Annotated in this window: 13 protein-coding genes and 1 pseudogene; 10 read left to right on the top strand and 4 right to left on the bottom strand. The window is 40.6% G+C overall.

Annotated elements, in window-relative coordinates; all coding sequences use genetic code 11:
• Positions 1-5: 5 nt before the first annotated feature.
• The 4 genes and pseudogenes from aat (at position 6) to QYC40_RS02530 (ending at position 4233) form a co-directional block, all read left to right on the top strand.
• Positions 6-674 (top strand): annotated as a pseudogene (gene aat / locus QYC40_RS02545) (leucyl/phenylalanyl-tRNA--protein transferase).
• The gene (locus QYC40_RS02540) at positions 652-1731 is read left to right on the top strand and encodes an aminotransferase class V-fold PLP-dependent enzyme (protein WP_301992230.1); all 1080 of its coding nucleotides are present in this window, start codon (positions 652-654) and stop codon (positions 1729-1731) included. The pseudogene aat and the gene QYC40_RS02540 overlap by 23 nt, the downstream one beginning before the upstream one ends.
• Complete coding sequence (locus tag QYC40_RS02535; protein ID WP_301992229.1) at positions 1728-2366, top strand: hypothetical protein; 639 nt, start codon at positions 1728-1730, stop codon at positions 2364-2366. Before QYC40_RS02540 ends, QYC40_RS02535 begins: the two co-directional genes overlap by 4 nt.
• A gap of 91 nt (positions 2367-2457) precedes the next feature.
• A complete protein-coding gene (locus tag QYC40_RS02530; RefSeq protein ID WP_301992228.1) occupies positions 2458-4233 on the top strand; it encodes a mechanosensitive ion channel family protein in 1776 nt (591 codons plus the stop codon).
• A 157-nt stretch (positions 4234-4390) separates the two neighbouring features.
• Here QYC40_RS02530 and QYC40_RS02525 read toward each other — a convergent pair whose 3' ends face one another.
• Positions 4391-4780 (bottom strand): hypothetical protein, encoded by a 390-nt coding sequence (locus tag QYC40_RS02525; RefSeq protein WP_301992227.1) that lies wholly within the window; start codon positions 4778-4780, stop codon positions 4391-4393.
• 331 nt (positions 4781-5111) lie between these two features.
• Between QYC40_RS02525 and hemA the strand changes: the two genes are divergently transcribed.
• From hemA to QYC40_RS02500, 5 genes are all read left to right on the top strand, one after another.
• Positions 5112-6353: a glutamyl-tRNA reductase gene (hemA, locus tag QYC40_RS02520; RefSeq protein ID WP_301992226.1), complete on the top strand. Its 1242-nt coding sequence runs from the start codon at positions 5112-5114 to the stop codon at positions 6351-6353.
• 107 nt (positions 6354-6460) lie between these two features.
• Complete coding sequence (hemC, locus tag QYC40_RS02515) at positions 6461-8047, top strand: hydroxymethylbilane synthase (protein ID WP_301992224.1); 1587 nt, start codon at positions 6461-6463, stop codon at positions 8045-8047.
• 47 nt (positions 8048-8094) lie between these two features.
• A complete protein-coding gene (hemB, locus tag QYC40_RS02510; RefSeq protein WP_301992222.1) occupies positions 8095-9066 on the top strand; it encodes a porphobilinogen synthase in 972 nt (323 codons plus the stop codon).
• Positions 9067-9136: 70 nt separating this feature from the next.
• Positions 9137-10582 (top strand): asparagine--tRNA ligase, encoded by a 1446-nt coding sequence (gene asnS / locus QYC40_RS02505; protein WP_301992221.1) that lies wholly within the window; start codon positions 9137-9139, stop codon positions 10580-10582.
• 91 nt (positions 10583-10673) lie between these two features.
• The gene (locus QYC40_RS02500) at positions 10674-11294 is read left to right on the top strand and encodes an L-threonylcarbamoyladenylate synthase (RefSeq protein ID WP_301992220.1); all 621 of its coding nucleotides are present in this window, start codon (positions 10674-10676) and stop codon (positions 11292-11294) included.
• On the opposite strand, the gene QYC40_RS02495 is transcribed toward QYC40_RS02500, so the two are convergent.
• Positions 11289-11732 carry an SRPBCC domain-containing protein gene (locus QYC40_RS02495; RefSeq protein ID WP_301992218.1) on the bottom strand — a complete coding sequence of 148 codons (444 nt, stop codon included), beginning with the start codon at positions 11730-11732 and terminating at the stop codon, positions 11289-11291. The two genes, QYC40_RS02500 and QYC40_RS02495, sit on opposite strands and share 6 nt — an antisense overlap.
• A 94-nt stretch (positions 11733-11826) precedes the next feature.
• On the opposite strand from QYC40_RS02495, the gene QYC40_RS02490 reads away from it, so the two are divergent.
• Complete coding sequence (locus QYC40_RS02490; RefSeq protein ID WP_301992217.1) at positions 11827-12651, top strand: nucleotidyltransferase domain-containing protein; 825 nt, start codon at positions 11827-11829, stop codon at positions 12649-12651.
• Here QYC40_RS02490 and QYC40_RS02485 read toward each other — a convergent pair.
• Together QYC40_RS02485 and QYC40_RS02480 are read right to left on the bottom strand one after the other, a co-directional pair.
• A complete protein-coding gene (locus QYC40_RS02485; RefSeq protein WP_301992216.1) occupies positions 12648-13223 on the bottom strand; it encodes a Crp/Fnr family transcriptional regulator in 576 nt (191 codons plus the stop codon). The genes QYC40_RS02490 and QYC40_RS02485 overlap by 4 nt on opposite strands.
• A complete protein-coding gene (locus QYC40_RS02480; protein WP_301992215.1) occupies positions 13213-14124 on the bottom strand; it encodes an EamA family transporter in 912 nt (303 codons plus the stop codon). The genes QYC40_RS02485 and QYC40_RS02480 overlap by 11 nt, the downstream gene beginning before the upstream one ends.
• Positions 14125-14131 lie beyond the last annotated feature (7 nt).

The raw sequence follows: 14131 nt of genomic DNA, 5'->3' as shown, positions 1-14131 counted from the left end.
AACGCATGCCTTATTTATTGGATGAAGCACAATTGGCTTTTCCACATCCGCGCTTGGCGGACGAAGACGGCTTATTAGCCATCGGAGGCGACTTATCGGAAGAGCGCTTGTTATTAGCCTATCAAAACGGTATTTTCCCTTGGTATGACGAAGACACACCCATTCTTTGGTATTCGCCACATGAGCGCTTTGTGATACTGAAGGGAAATTTGAAAATTTCCAAAAGTATGCGCCAAGTACTACGATCCAAGAGATTTCAGGTAACCTATAATTAGGCATTTGAACAGGTGATCGATCAATGCGCTCGGATTGTACGCGAAGGTCAGCAAGGAACATGGATCTTACCGGAGATGAAAGCCGCCTATATCTCGCTCCACGAACATGGTTATGCGCATAGTGTCGAGGTATGGGAACAAGATCAGCTTGTAGGTGGCTTATACGGCGTTAAAGTTGGGAATGTTTTTGGCGGCGAAAGCATGTTTTCCAAAGTGTCCAATGCGTCGAAGGTAGCCTTGATAAGTCTAGCGGAAGATTTTGGAATCTCCCTGATCGACTGTCAGGTTCATTCAGCACATTTGGAAAGCATGGGCGCAACCCTTATTCCGCAGGAAGAGTTTTTAGCAATCATACAACATCAAGAAATCAATGCCTATGACTTTCAGCGAACACTTTAACCTTTCTGCAGATATTTGCTATGTCAATAGTTCGGGGAATGGTTTAATTCCGAAACGCAGCTTGCACTGGCGACGAACTTGGGAAGAGCAATTCTTCCGGGTGGATACGGATCTACGCGATCAGCAAACTGCTTTTCTGAGCACCGTAAAGGATACCATTGCAAGGGTTTTTCACACCGCTGAACATAAAGTCTATTTGACGCCAAATTTCTCGTTCGGCTATTCTACGCTCATCGACTTATTGCCGAAAGATTACCGTTATTTGGCATTGGAGGGCGAGTATCCATCAATCCTCTACCCGATCATTTCACGAAACTTAGCCTATAAAACCGTTAAAGCGGATGAGCAGGTCGAAGAAAATATCCTGAAAGCAATCGAGGATTATAAACCCAATGTATTATTGATCAGCATCGTTCAATATATCAGCGGATTAAAGATAGACCCACGATTTTTTAGGCGCTTGAAAGAGGAATATCCTGATATCTGGATCATTGCTGACGGTTCGCAATATTTGGGCACAGAGGATTTCGCATTCGACCGTTCAGGCATCGATGCCTTATCCTGCAGCGGTTATAAATGGTTATGTTCGGGATTTGGTAACGGTTTTTTGTTGTTGAACCAAAAACTACAAGCGGCATTGGAGCTAGGACTAAAAGGTATTCCCAGACCCAGCACTGATTTCTGGAGCAATAAAAGCGTTTTGGACACTTTTTTCGAGCCAGGACATGTGGACACCGTGAGCCAAGGTACGCTGAAAGAATCCTTGCTGCTATTCGAAGAATTAGGGTTTGACGCAATCGGCGAACATATAACGACACTTTGCGATGAGGCCTATAGTTTACTTGCTGAGCGCGACCTACTATTACCGGAAATTGCACGCCGACCACTGCGCTCTGCTTTGATCAATATTCAACTCGATCAAGCACTCTACCCAAAACTATTGGCAGAAGGCATAAAATGCTTCCCACGTGGAACAGGCATTCGAATTGGGCTACATTTATACAATAAGCTCGAAGACATACACAGATTAATAGCTACTATAGATAAATTGAGATGAATTTTAAAATAGGCGATTTAGTACGGTTCGTAGACGAACCAATTGAAGGACATATTACCGCTTTTATGGCGAACGGCTTAGTCGGGGTAACGGACGATACAGGCTTTGAGATACCCGTTATGCAAGATAAGATCACTTTAGTGCATGGCAATATGCGTATGGAGGAAGATGAGGAACCGCAGCAGGTCAATACGACTACAAAGTTTATTGACAAAGGTATCTTCCTAGCCTTGACGGGCGAACAAAAAGAAGGCTTAGTGAAGTTTTTTATCGCCAATGAAACAAGCTATGAACTTTTAGTTGCCGTGAAGGAGGTCAATGGCAATAAATGCACAGGTATCTACAACAATATTATTCCCGCCCGCGAATATCATCAGATCTATACTGCGAATTTCGCTAATATTCATAAATGGCCAAATCTGGAATTTCAGATCTTGCGCACGTCTAGACGTCAGCACAACGAAGTCCCACCGATTGAAAAAACAATCAAAGTGAAGGCTTTAGATCTGATCAACTCGAAAGAACGATCCGAGGTACTGCCAGATAAAGCCTGGTTATGGGAGTTGGATAAGATTGAAGAGAATATCGGCTTGGATAAATTGAAAGCACATTTTATTTCGCATCGTCCAAAATAGCATAGAATAGCGATAATTTTCTTATTATTTCTTTAAAACTCGTTATAGGAAATATTTTTCATTATTTTAGCAGTTCATTATTGCCAAAACAATGCGAATATTAACCTTTATCTCTTTTTGTGTCTTACAAATAATCATCTTCTCGTTTGCTACGCTTGCGCAGTCTGCGGATTCTATCGCTTTAAATACGAGCAGTGAAGACCTGCTATTGAAGGAAGCGAAAATACAATCGGATCGCGACTCGACAGCACAGGCAGAGCTATTAAAAGCCATTGCAGACATTCGTGCGCAAGCAGCATTAGCTAAGGAGGAACCGACGATGGACAGCCGAGCCAGAAAGTCGGACTCCTTAAAGCGAGCATCGCTCTTGTCAAAAATTAATAAATTGAAGAGCACCACGCCTGGCTATCCGGTCATGCTGTATCAAGACACTTTATTTTCAATATATACCAGAATAGGCTCTTTCGACGCGAAAGATCGTGCAGCCGCTATATCGCAGAAGATTTATCAGCTATTCGACGCGCCCAATTTCGACCCCGAATTATTAACCGTTTTGGAGAACGAAGAGAGCTATGATATTGTTTATAATGGCCAAAACATCATTATAAGTGTTGGGCTATTGGATGCCCTTTGGGTGAACAAAAGCAGCAGTGAGCTCGCAGAATCTTATATCAGTAAAATAAAGGAAAGCGTGGTCAAGCAGCGCGAGGCACACAGCTTCCTTAATCTTGCTAAGCGTATCGGCCTTGCGGCGCTTGTTCTTCTGCTGATGATCGGCATGGTCCTTCTCATCAATCGCTTTTTCAGATTTGTGGCAAGCAAGATCAGCATGGGGAAAGAACGTTTGCTTTCTGCCCGCCGAATGCGCAAACTAAAAATTATAAAAGCAGAGCACATAGAACAGGCTTTATTGCGCGTAAATGCAATTCTGCACATCATCATTTTATTGCTCAGTATCTATCTCACGCTACCATTACTCTTCAGCATATTTCCAGAAACAGAGTCTTGGACAGATATGCTTCTAGGCTGGATTCTTAACCCACTTAAAATTGTTCTGCTCTCTGTCATTGATTATCTGCCAAACCTGTTCCGGGTAGCAGTGATATTCTTTATCTTTAAGTATCTGGTAAAATTTACACGCTATGTTTTTCATGAATTGCAGCGAGGAAACATACATTTAAATGGTTTCCATTCGGATTGGGCCTTACCAACCTTTAATATTCTGCGTTTTGTGCTTTATGCATTTATGTTGGTACTGATCTTCCCTTATTTGCCGGGTTCAAGCTCACCAGCATTTCAAGGGGTTACCGTATTCATCGGCATACTGGTATCTTTGGGTTCCTCCAACGCCATCGCCAATGTTGTTGCCGGCTTGGTCATCACTTATATGCGTCCCTTTCAGATCGGCGATCGGGTGAAGATCGGAGAAGCGGTTGGGGATGTTTTAGAGAAGTCCATGCTCGTAACCCGTATCAAGACCATCAAGAATGAGGAAATTACGGTACCTAACTCCATGGTACTTTCCAGCACAACCGTCAATTATTCAAATCAAGCGAAAAAAGAAAACCCTGGATTGATTGTCCACTATAGTGTGACGATAGGTTATGATGTACCTTGGCAAAAAGTATATAGCCTATTGATAGAAGCCGCATCTATGACCGTCCACATTGAACAGCAACCGGAACCCTTTGTTTTGCAAACAAACCTAAATGACAATAATATTTCTTATACCATCAATGCATACACCAAACAGCCAAGCAAGCAGGCTGTCATCTACAGCAACCTATTAGAAAATATTCAGGAGGTCTTCCATCGCGAACAGATCGAGCTATTATCCCCAAGCTATCATGTTATGAATCGGAAATAGTAGTTAGTAGTTAGTACTTAGTATAAAGACCTATGACGCCACATCCTGTCTATCTTTTAACCCTTCCTTGATTGACTCAAAGAAATAATCGCCAATAAAAAAGGCGCCTATGCGGCGCCATGCTCTAATATCTGATGTCTAATATCTTATGTCTAAACTAATCCTTCGTTCTTACACTAAGCAAAATCAAGACTGCCCCTACAAAGATCACTATCCATCCCCAGCTTAGCGTAACTGCTTTGGAGATTAAGCCGTCGATGAGTTTCATCCCGAAATAGTTATTAATTTGGAAGTACACTGCTGCGAGCGCTAATGCCAGCCAGGCAAGCAAAGCAATGCTGGAAATTTGGAAAGCTTTTAATTTGCGCATAAAGAATAGTAACACATTTAATCCTAGGATACCCATGGTAATTAAAAACAGAGCGGTATCGACCTGATATAGGTTCCAATCTTTCTTCAACGGAATGTTTAAGAATGGACAAAATATAGAGGATAGGAAAACAACGACGAATCCTACTAGTGCAAGTGGTTTCAATAGAACTTTCATAAGCTAATTTTAAACAAATATGAGCATTTAAAGCTTATTTAATAAGAAAAATCTGTGGGAATAAGTACCGTTATTAGGGGTTTAGCTGCTATAATTGTTGCAAATCCTTAGTTTAAAACTGTGTTGTTCGTCATTTATTGTCTTTCGTGTTTATGATTGTAATCACATTTTTCAGGAAAACTATTCAGAATAGGCTTTATTTCAGCATTTTAACATTTTCTTAACACTATTTATAATCGTTCTAAATTCACTGTATTGACAGATTTTTGACATTTAGCATGTTGTTTTAATCTACATTTGCATAACAAAATTATTGGCGAAATATTAGGCTTTGAAGAATTTAAAAGTTATAGCGTTTACCCATAAACATGTCGATCTAAAAGATTTGGGGAATTTGGTTATATGCAATGAGGAGTTGGATAGCCGCCTTATTAACCTTAAAAACAGTTTAGACATCTCGGAAATTTTCTACATCGGTACTTGTAACCGCGTAGAGTTTGTGTTCTATGGTGCGCACGAGCTGAACGATGATTTTGTAGTGCAGTTTCTAGACAAAATGAACTTCTGCGTTCCTGCTGAACGTATGCAATGCTATCTGGGTCAAGTTGATAAATATGAAGGCTTGGATGCATTGAACCACTTGTTCCGCACATCATGTTCTTTAGAGAGCTTAGTTGTTGGAGAGAAAGAAATCTTAGCGCAGATCCGTCGTGCTTACGATCGCTGCAGAGCTGCAGGTTTCACCGGCGATTTCCTTCGTTTAATGATGGATCGCTTGGTAAAGACAGCGAAAGAAGTTTATACCTACACCAATATCTCACGTAATCCAATTTCGGTTGTTTCTCTAGCATACCGCAAGCTTCGTGAGGTTAAATTATCAGAAAACCCAAGAATTCTGGTTATCGGTTCTGGTGAGACCAATCAAAATTTAGCGAAATACCTTAGAAAACATAAATACAGTAACTTTACCATCTTCAATAGAACCGTTGCCAACGCAGAGCCTTTAGCTAAGGAATTGCAGGGACAGGCTTATCCATTAAGCGAGCTGAAGAATTATAAAAAAGGTTTCGACGTTATGATTACTTGTACAGGTGCGCCTGAAGCAATTATTAACGAAGAACTTTACGCTTCTTTGCTGAATGGCGAGGATGATAGAAAAGTCATTGTAGATTTAGCGGTTCCTAACGATATCGATGCGGCAGTTATTGCTAAATATCCTATTCACTATATCGAAGTCAGCAGTTTACAACAAATTGCGGAGAAGAATATCCAAGAGCGATATGATGAGTTGGAGAATGCCGAGGAGATTATCGCACAGAATATTAAGGAGTTCTTACCTATCTTGAAGCAACGTCGCGTTGAAGTAGCTATGAAACAAGTTCCTGAAAAGATTAAGGAAATTCGTTCGATGGCGATGACGGAAGTGTTTGCAAATGAGGTAGAACAACTTGACCCTCAAGCTCGTGAAATTCTGAATAAAGTCATTAATTACATGGAGAAAAAATACATCAAAGTACCTATGGTAATGGCGAAAGAGATCCTAGTGAAATCTGCAGAATCAGAGAGCAATTAGTCTTAAAATTTTCATAAATTATTCGGTATTCTGACATTAAAAGGGCGGAACTAATTCCCTATTTCCTTAACTTTGCAACCGAATCATTCATTTGTAAATCTTTGAACGTGAATAGAAAACTTACCATCGGTACTCGAGGCAGTGAATTGGCATTATGGCAAGCTAACTTTGTGAAGGATCGATTAGCAGAGATTGGTGTTGAAGCCGAACTAAAAATTATTAAAACGCAAGGCGATATCATCCAACATTTACGTTTGGATAAGCTGGAAGGAAAGGGATTCTTTACGAAAGAATTGGAAGAAGAATTGCTATCCGGACAAATTGATTTAGCCGTGCATTCACATAAAGATCTTCCTACTGTAAATCCTCCAGGATTGATTATCGCAGCGGTATCAGACCGTGAGGATCCTTCGGAAGTATTGATTATCCATAAAGACTGTGTTGATATCAGCAAACGTCTTTCGGTAAAGCATGCGGCGACCATCGGAACCTCTTCTAACCGTCGTAAAGCACAGTTGCTTTCTATTCGTCCTGACCTAGAGTTCGACGATTTACGTGGTAATCTACAAACACGCGTTCAGAAATTAAGAGATGAGAAATATGATGCGATTATGTTGGCTAAAGCCGGCGTCAGCCGTATCAACATGGATCTTTCTGATTTTCATATTGAGGAGTTATCTCCAATTATGTTAGTTCCAGCGCCAGCCCAAGGGGTATTGGCTATTCAAATCCGTGAAGACGACAAAGAGCTTTTCAATATCCTCCAAGGAATCAATGATGCGGAGGTTGCCGAAACAATCGCTGTTGAACGTAAGGTATTGAACCTATTTGATGCCGGATGCCATGCGCCGCTGGGCAGCTACTGCCGTAAGGTAGATGGAAAATTCCAATCATGGACTTCCATTGCGGATGATAACGAAGACTTCCCGGATCGCGTGTTCTTTGAATCGGAGACGTCGGAAGGTATGGCAGAGAAGATTTTTGCGAAATACAGTAAGGATAGAAAACTACCTTCATCAATCTTTATCACACGCGATTTGGATGAGAATTCCTACTTAGCGCGTTCATTAAAGAAACATAGTATTGAGGTTGACGATCGTTCGTTAATCCGTATTTTCCCAACCATCAATAAACTGGATTCATTTATCCTGAAACGCGCAGATTGGATTTTCTTCAACAGTAGAAATGCCATTGAGCACTTCTTCAAATTAGAGCCGCTAATTTTGAAAAAGACAAAAATTGCGGTATTAGGAAGAGGATCTGAGGAGACCTTACGTAAATTCAATAGAACCGCTGATTTCACCGGTGATCACCTGGGTATCAATACGGAAGGAATAGGTTCGGAGTTTGCGAAATTGGTTGACGGGCAGACCGTATTATTCCCACGTGCTGAAGGCTCTTTGCAGACGATCCGCAAGGCATTGACTGAAAATACGAAGATTATCGATATGCCAATCTATGAAACGGTGATTGAAGAAGAGGTAGACAAGAGCAATGCCGATGTATTGATCTTCACAAGCCCTAGCAATGTGGAGGCTTATTTCCGTGAAAACTTAGTCGATCCGGGACAGAAAATCATCTGTATCGGAAACAGTACCGCGAAAGTAATCAGCGAAATGGGATTGCCTTATACCCTACCATATTCCCCAGATGAAATTGGATTAGCAGAAGCTATATTTGGATTAGACTATTAAAAACAATATATAAGGGGGCATGCCCCCTTTCATTTTAAATAATTATCATGATACACCGTCCTAGAAGAAACAGAAAATCAGCAGTTGTAAGAGATATGATCCAAGAGAATCATTTGTTTGCTGCCAACTTGATTTTCCCCTTGTTTATTGTAGATGGAGAAAACCAAAAGGTTGAAGTATCCTCCATGCCTGGTATTTACCGTTATTCTGTCGACAACCTTCTGCGTGAGGTTGAAAGCTGTATGAATATCGGGTTGAAGGCATTCGACCTATTCCCTGCCGTTGAAGAGTCTTTAAAAGACAAATACGCAACGGAGAGTTACCGCAAGGGAACATTATATTTACGCGCTATTGAGGCTGTAAAACAGCGCTTTCCGGAGGCTTGTGTCGTTACTGACGTGGCGATGGATCCATACAGCTCCGATGGGCACGACGGAATCGTGGAGAATGGTGAAATCTTAAATGATGAAACCTTAGAGGTATTAGGAAAGATGGCACTGGCACATGCAGAGTCGGGTGCTGATATTATCGCCCCTTCAGACATGATGGATGGCCGTATTGGCTATTTACGCGATGTGTTAGATACGAATGGTTTCACGAATGTATCGCTAATGTCTTACACTGCGAAATATGCGTCGGCATATTATGGTCCATTCCGCGATGCCTTAGGGTCAGCTCCGAAAAAAGGCGATAAGAAAACTTATCAAATGAATCCGGCAAATAGCCGCGAGGCACTCATTGAGGCGCAATTGGATATGGAAGAGGGTGCAGACTTCTTAATGGTTAAACCTGGTCTTCCCTATTTGGATGTCATCAAACTACTTCACGATAACTTTGATTTGCCAATTGCTGCATATAACGTTTCTGGTGAATATGCCATGCTAAAGGCTGCTATCGCTAATGGCTGGCTAAGTGAGCAGGTTATTTTAGAAACGCTATTGAGCTTTAAGCGCGCCGGAGCAACGTCGATCCTAACCTATCATGCGAAGGAAGTGATCGAAAAAGGCTGGGTGAAATAGCTGATAAATCAATTAAATGGCTATTTTTGTAGGGCTTACAAATTAGCCTACTATCATTCTTTTCAATACAATGGAACATACTAGAATTAAAGACTTATTAAAATCGGAGGAATTCGGAAAAGAAGTAATCGTAAAAGGTTGGGTTCGTACTTTCCGTAACAATCAATTTATTGCTATCAACGATGGTTCGACCATCAATAATATACAAGCTGTTGTTGACTTTGAAAATACAGCAGATGAGATTTTAAAACGTATTACTACAGGTGCAGCGGTACGTGTGAAAGGGATTTTAGTGGAGTCGCAAGGAAAAGGACAGCGCGTAGAGGTAAAGGCTACGGAAGTTTCTATTATTGGCGATTCTGATCCAGAGAAATATCCTTTGCAACCTAAAAAACACAGCCTGGAATTCTTACGTGAGATTGCGCACTTGCGCTTCCGCACAGGAACATTCAATGCGGTTTTTAAAGTTCGTAATGCCTTAGCATTCGCTGTGCACAAATTCTTCAACGAAAGAGATTTCGTTTATATGCATACGCCTATTATTACAGGTTCGGATGCAGAAGGTGCTGGTGAAATGTTCCAAGTGACTACGCTAGACTTAAACAATCCTCCGCGCACAGAATCTGGTGCAATAGATTTTAAAGAAGATTTCTTTGGAAAAGCAACGAACTTAACCGTATCTGGCCAGTTAGAGGGAGAATTGGCGGCTATGGCCTTCGGTAATATCTACACCTTCGGTCCTACGTTCCGTGCTGAGAATTCGAATACGACGCGCCACCTAGCGGAGTTCTGGATGATTGAGCCGGAGATGGCATTCTACGAGTTGGAAGATAATATGGATTTAGCGGAAGACTTATTGAAATATGTAATCCGTTATGCCCTTGACACTTGTCCTGAGGAGATTGAATTCTTGAAGAACCGTTTATTGGAAGAAGAGAAATCAAAACCTCAAGCAGAGCGTTCTGAGTTAAACTTAGTCGAGAAGTTAAACTTTGTCATCGACAATGATTTCGAACGTGTAACTTATACAGAAGCGGTAGAGATCTTGCAAAAGAGCAAGCCTAACCAAAAGAAACAATTTAAATACTTAATTGAAGGATGGGGAGCAGACTTACAGTCTGAGCATGAGCGTTATTTGGTGGAGAAACACTTTAAGAAGCCGGTAATTCTTACGGATTATCCTAGAGAAATTAAGTCTTTCTATATGAAACAGAATCCAGTAGATGCGGAAGGTAGAAATACCGTTCGCGCGATGGATATCTTGTTCCCAGGAATCGGAGAGATGGTAGGTGGATCACAGCGTGAGGAAAACCTGGAAAAACTGATCACCAGAATGGGCGAAGTTGGTATTCCAACAGAAGAAATGGAATGGTTCTTAGATACACGTCGCTTTGGTTCAGTACCACACTCTGGTTTTGGAGTAGGCTTTGAACGCTTAGTACTATTTACAACGGGAATGACGAACATACGTGACGTAATTCCTTTCCCAAGAACACCTAATAATGCGGAGTTTTAAGCCGCATGGTATATAAACACAAAAACCGTCAAAAAACTAATTTTGACGGTTTTTGTTTATCCTAAGAAATACATTACGATTAGACAAGGCTATGCTAGTAAAAATATACAACGACAACCCGAATCCCAAATCAATCGATCAGGCGGTAGAAATTCTACGCAAAGGTGGAGTAATTATCTATCCTACGGATACGGTTTATGGTATGGGCTGCGATATAACGAATCAGAAAGCTATTGAAAGAGTTTGTGCTATCCGCGGTTTGAAGCCTGATAAGTCTAACCTTTCATTCATTTGTTATGACCTAACCGATATTTCGCAATACACGAAGCCTTTTGATACAGCAGTATTCCGTGTATTGAAGAAAGCTCTTCCCGGTCCATTTACCTTTATTTTCAATGCCAGCTCGCAGGTTCCAAAACTTTTGAGCTCGAAGAAAAAGACGGTGGGTATTCGTATCCCTGATAATAATATCGTAAGGGACATCGTGAAAGCATTGGGCAATCCGATCGTAACGACATCCATCCACGATGAAGATGAAATCATCGAATACTCAACGGATCCAGAACTGATTTACGAGAAGTATCAGGAGAAAGTTGATCTAGTTATCGATGGTGGATTCGGTGACAACGTAGCTTCAACGGTCGTTGATGTGACTTCTGGCGAATTTGAGGTCATCAGGGAAGGAAAGGGAGACCTGGATTTATATCTATAGTCCCTGCTCCTCTACTCGTTGTTTTAAAGCTGCATTGAAGGCCTCAAAGCCTGCTAATGTATTTCCATGAATCATCTTCTTTAGGAATGGAACAAGGATACCCGAAAATATCTCGCCTTGTATTAGTTTAGTTTGCTCTGCGGAAATGACTTGTAGGACAAAATAATGTTCACCATCAAAGATTCCGCTGATTCCCAATTTACCTTTCCAACGCAACTCTTTATCTTTCTCTATTTTCAAGAAAACAGGATTCATCTTGATGGAAGTGCCTCCGGGTTGTTGCAGAAGAACCTTCGTCCTTTTCCCTACAACTGGAGTTCCTTCAAATTGGCGAACGCTGGGGCTCCATTGCGGATACGCTGCAAAATCGCTCAACACTTTCCATACAGCTGCCGCCGGAGCATTGATTATCACTTGAGTTTCTAATATTTCTCTCATACCTCAAAGTTAGTGGCAGGATCTCCAAAGCCACTTGACATTTATCAAGAAGATTTTTTTGTAAATTAATGCTAGATAGTAATATAGGATTTCTATGGAAGATAAAATTCTACGAAAAGTAACTACAGCCTTTTCAAGTTTAGCCTGCATCGAGGGGATAGTGCTCGGTGGTTCCAGAGCAACAGCGAGCTTTAATCAAGACTCCGATATTGATATCGGTTTATATTACAGACCACATTGTCTTGACTATGACGAGCTGAATAGTATAGCAAAATCACTCGATGATCAACATCGAGATCATTTAATAGGAAAAGAAGGCGATTGGGGGCAATGGGTAAATTTTGGCGGTTGGTTGCAAATAGATGGAAAAGCGGTAGATCTTATTTTTAGAGATTTAGGTCGGGTAGAAAATGTAATCGATCAAACAAATGCAGGTATATTTTCTAACAATTATCATTTAGGTCATCCACACGCTTACCTAAGTTTTATGTATCGTGGGGAGTTAGCATCGAGTAAAATACAATACGCCAAAGACCATCGCTTTAGAGATCTTAAAACATTAGCTCAGCAGTATCCGGATAAGCTACAAGCTTCGGTTATTCAATTCTACTTATTCGAAGCTGACTTTTCATTGATGCTGGCTAAGAAAGCTATTTCCTCAGGAGATCGGTATTATCTTAGCGGACATATCTTTAGAATGGTATCAGCTTTAAATCAAGTGATCTTCGCAAAGAATAAAGTGTATTTTTTAAACGAAAAAAAAGCGATTAAACGTATTGATCGCTTCGAATTTGCTCCGAGTAAGTATGAAGATCGGATTAATGAAACATTTGGAAGCCTATATGAGGAGGGCAGCCCAACTATTGGACGTTTAGAAGTCTTGTTAGCAGATGTGCAGAATTTAATCTCTTTCAATTAGGGTTTTGTTTGTAAGCTTTTATTTCGAATCCTAGATAGCGTTTCAGGACTCATACCTAACACTGAAGCGATATATTGTAAGGGAACTTGATTGAATAGATCTTTTTGTTGCTCAAAGTAATGCAGATATCGCTCTTCTGCCGAAAGTGCAATGAAATTGAAAATACGTTGCTCTAATGTCATAAAGCACTTAGCGATGAAACGCTTCTCTAATACGTTCCAATCCGGGATTTCGTTTTCTAATGTTAAGTAATCCTTTTTGTTGAGTGTCCACAGCGTAACAGGCGTTAATGCGTCTATACTCCAAATAGCCTTTTGATCAAAAAGGAAAGACGCCAAGTCTGTAATAAAATATCCGTTGCCACCGATCCATTGAGTAACCTCCTTATTTGGCGTCATCTTAAACACTCGGCAATAGCCTGAGCTTATAAAGCTTAACTTCTGACAGTGCTTACCTTCCGATAAGAATAGATCATTCTTGTTCAAGTGTTCCTCCTTGAACTTAGATAAGATTAAGTCGGCCTGTGCATCCGACACTTCGAACATTTGAAACAACGATTCTTTAAAGTTCATGTTTTATGGCTTGTACAGCTAATTTCCGCTTCCGCTCGTAAATATAAGCGATATTGAATACTAATATAGCCAACATGATCATGGAGAATGCAATAATCTGCTGTGTATTAATCGGTTCATGATAATAAAAAACGGCTAAAAAGAAACTAATAATCGGGTTTAGATACATTAGAATCCCAACAACAGAAGAATCTAAGCCTTTCAATGCAAAGATATTCATGAACAAAGGGATAATGGTATAACCAACCGCTATAATCAGCACAAGCCAATAAAACTCATTTGTTTTGACTGTCGTTGTATCCACAACACTCAATAAAGGCAGGAGAAGGAACATACTCACGACAATGTGAATAGTTAAGGAAAAGAACTTATCAATTTGGAAGCTATTCTTTTGCAAGATGAGATAAATCGCATAGGATAATGCGATGATCATACTGTAAAACAGATCCATGAAATGCCCATATGCTAGTATAATACAGCTGATAGCCGCTAATACAACAGCTAACCATTGCCCGTTATTCAACCTTTCGTTCAGAAACATGCTGGCCAGAATTGTGGTCAATATGGGACAGATTAAATATGCCAGCGACGTCGCATTGACGCTGATTGCATTCATCACATAGATAAATGAAAACCAATTGAATGCAAGAAAAATGGCTGAAAATACAACGTTGATAAGCAATTTCGATTTCCCTCTTCTATCGAGAGTTTTTATATACTGAAGACTGGCTAGGGTTTGTTTTCTCCTGAATAGGAAACAAGCAATGACAATAGAGATTGCCGCAAAAATAACACGATGAATAAGGATATCAAGTGCTCCGAACGCGCTGAGTGGCTTTAATACCAAGGCAAAGGTGCCCCAAATAATAAACCCCATCAATGCTGATGTATAGTACTTCATAGCTAGC

It is taken from the genome of Sphingobacterium sp. BN32 (assembly GCF_030503615.1).
Lineage (GTDB): Bacteria > Bacteroidota > Bacteroidia > Sphingobacteriales > Sphingobacteriaceae > Sphingobacterium.
This window is presented reverse-complemented; position numbering and strand designations above follow the sequence as displayed.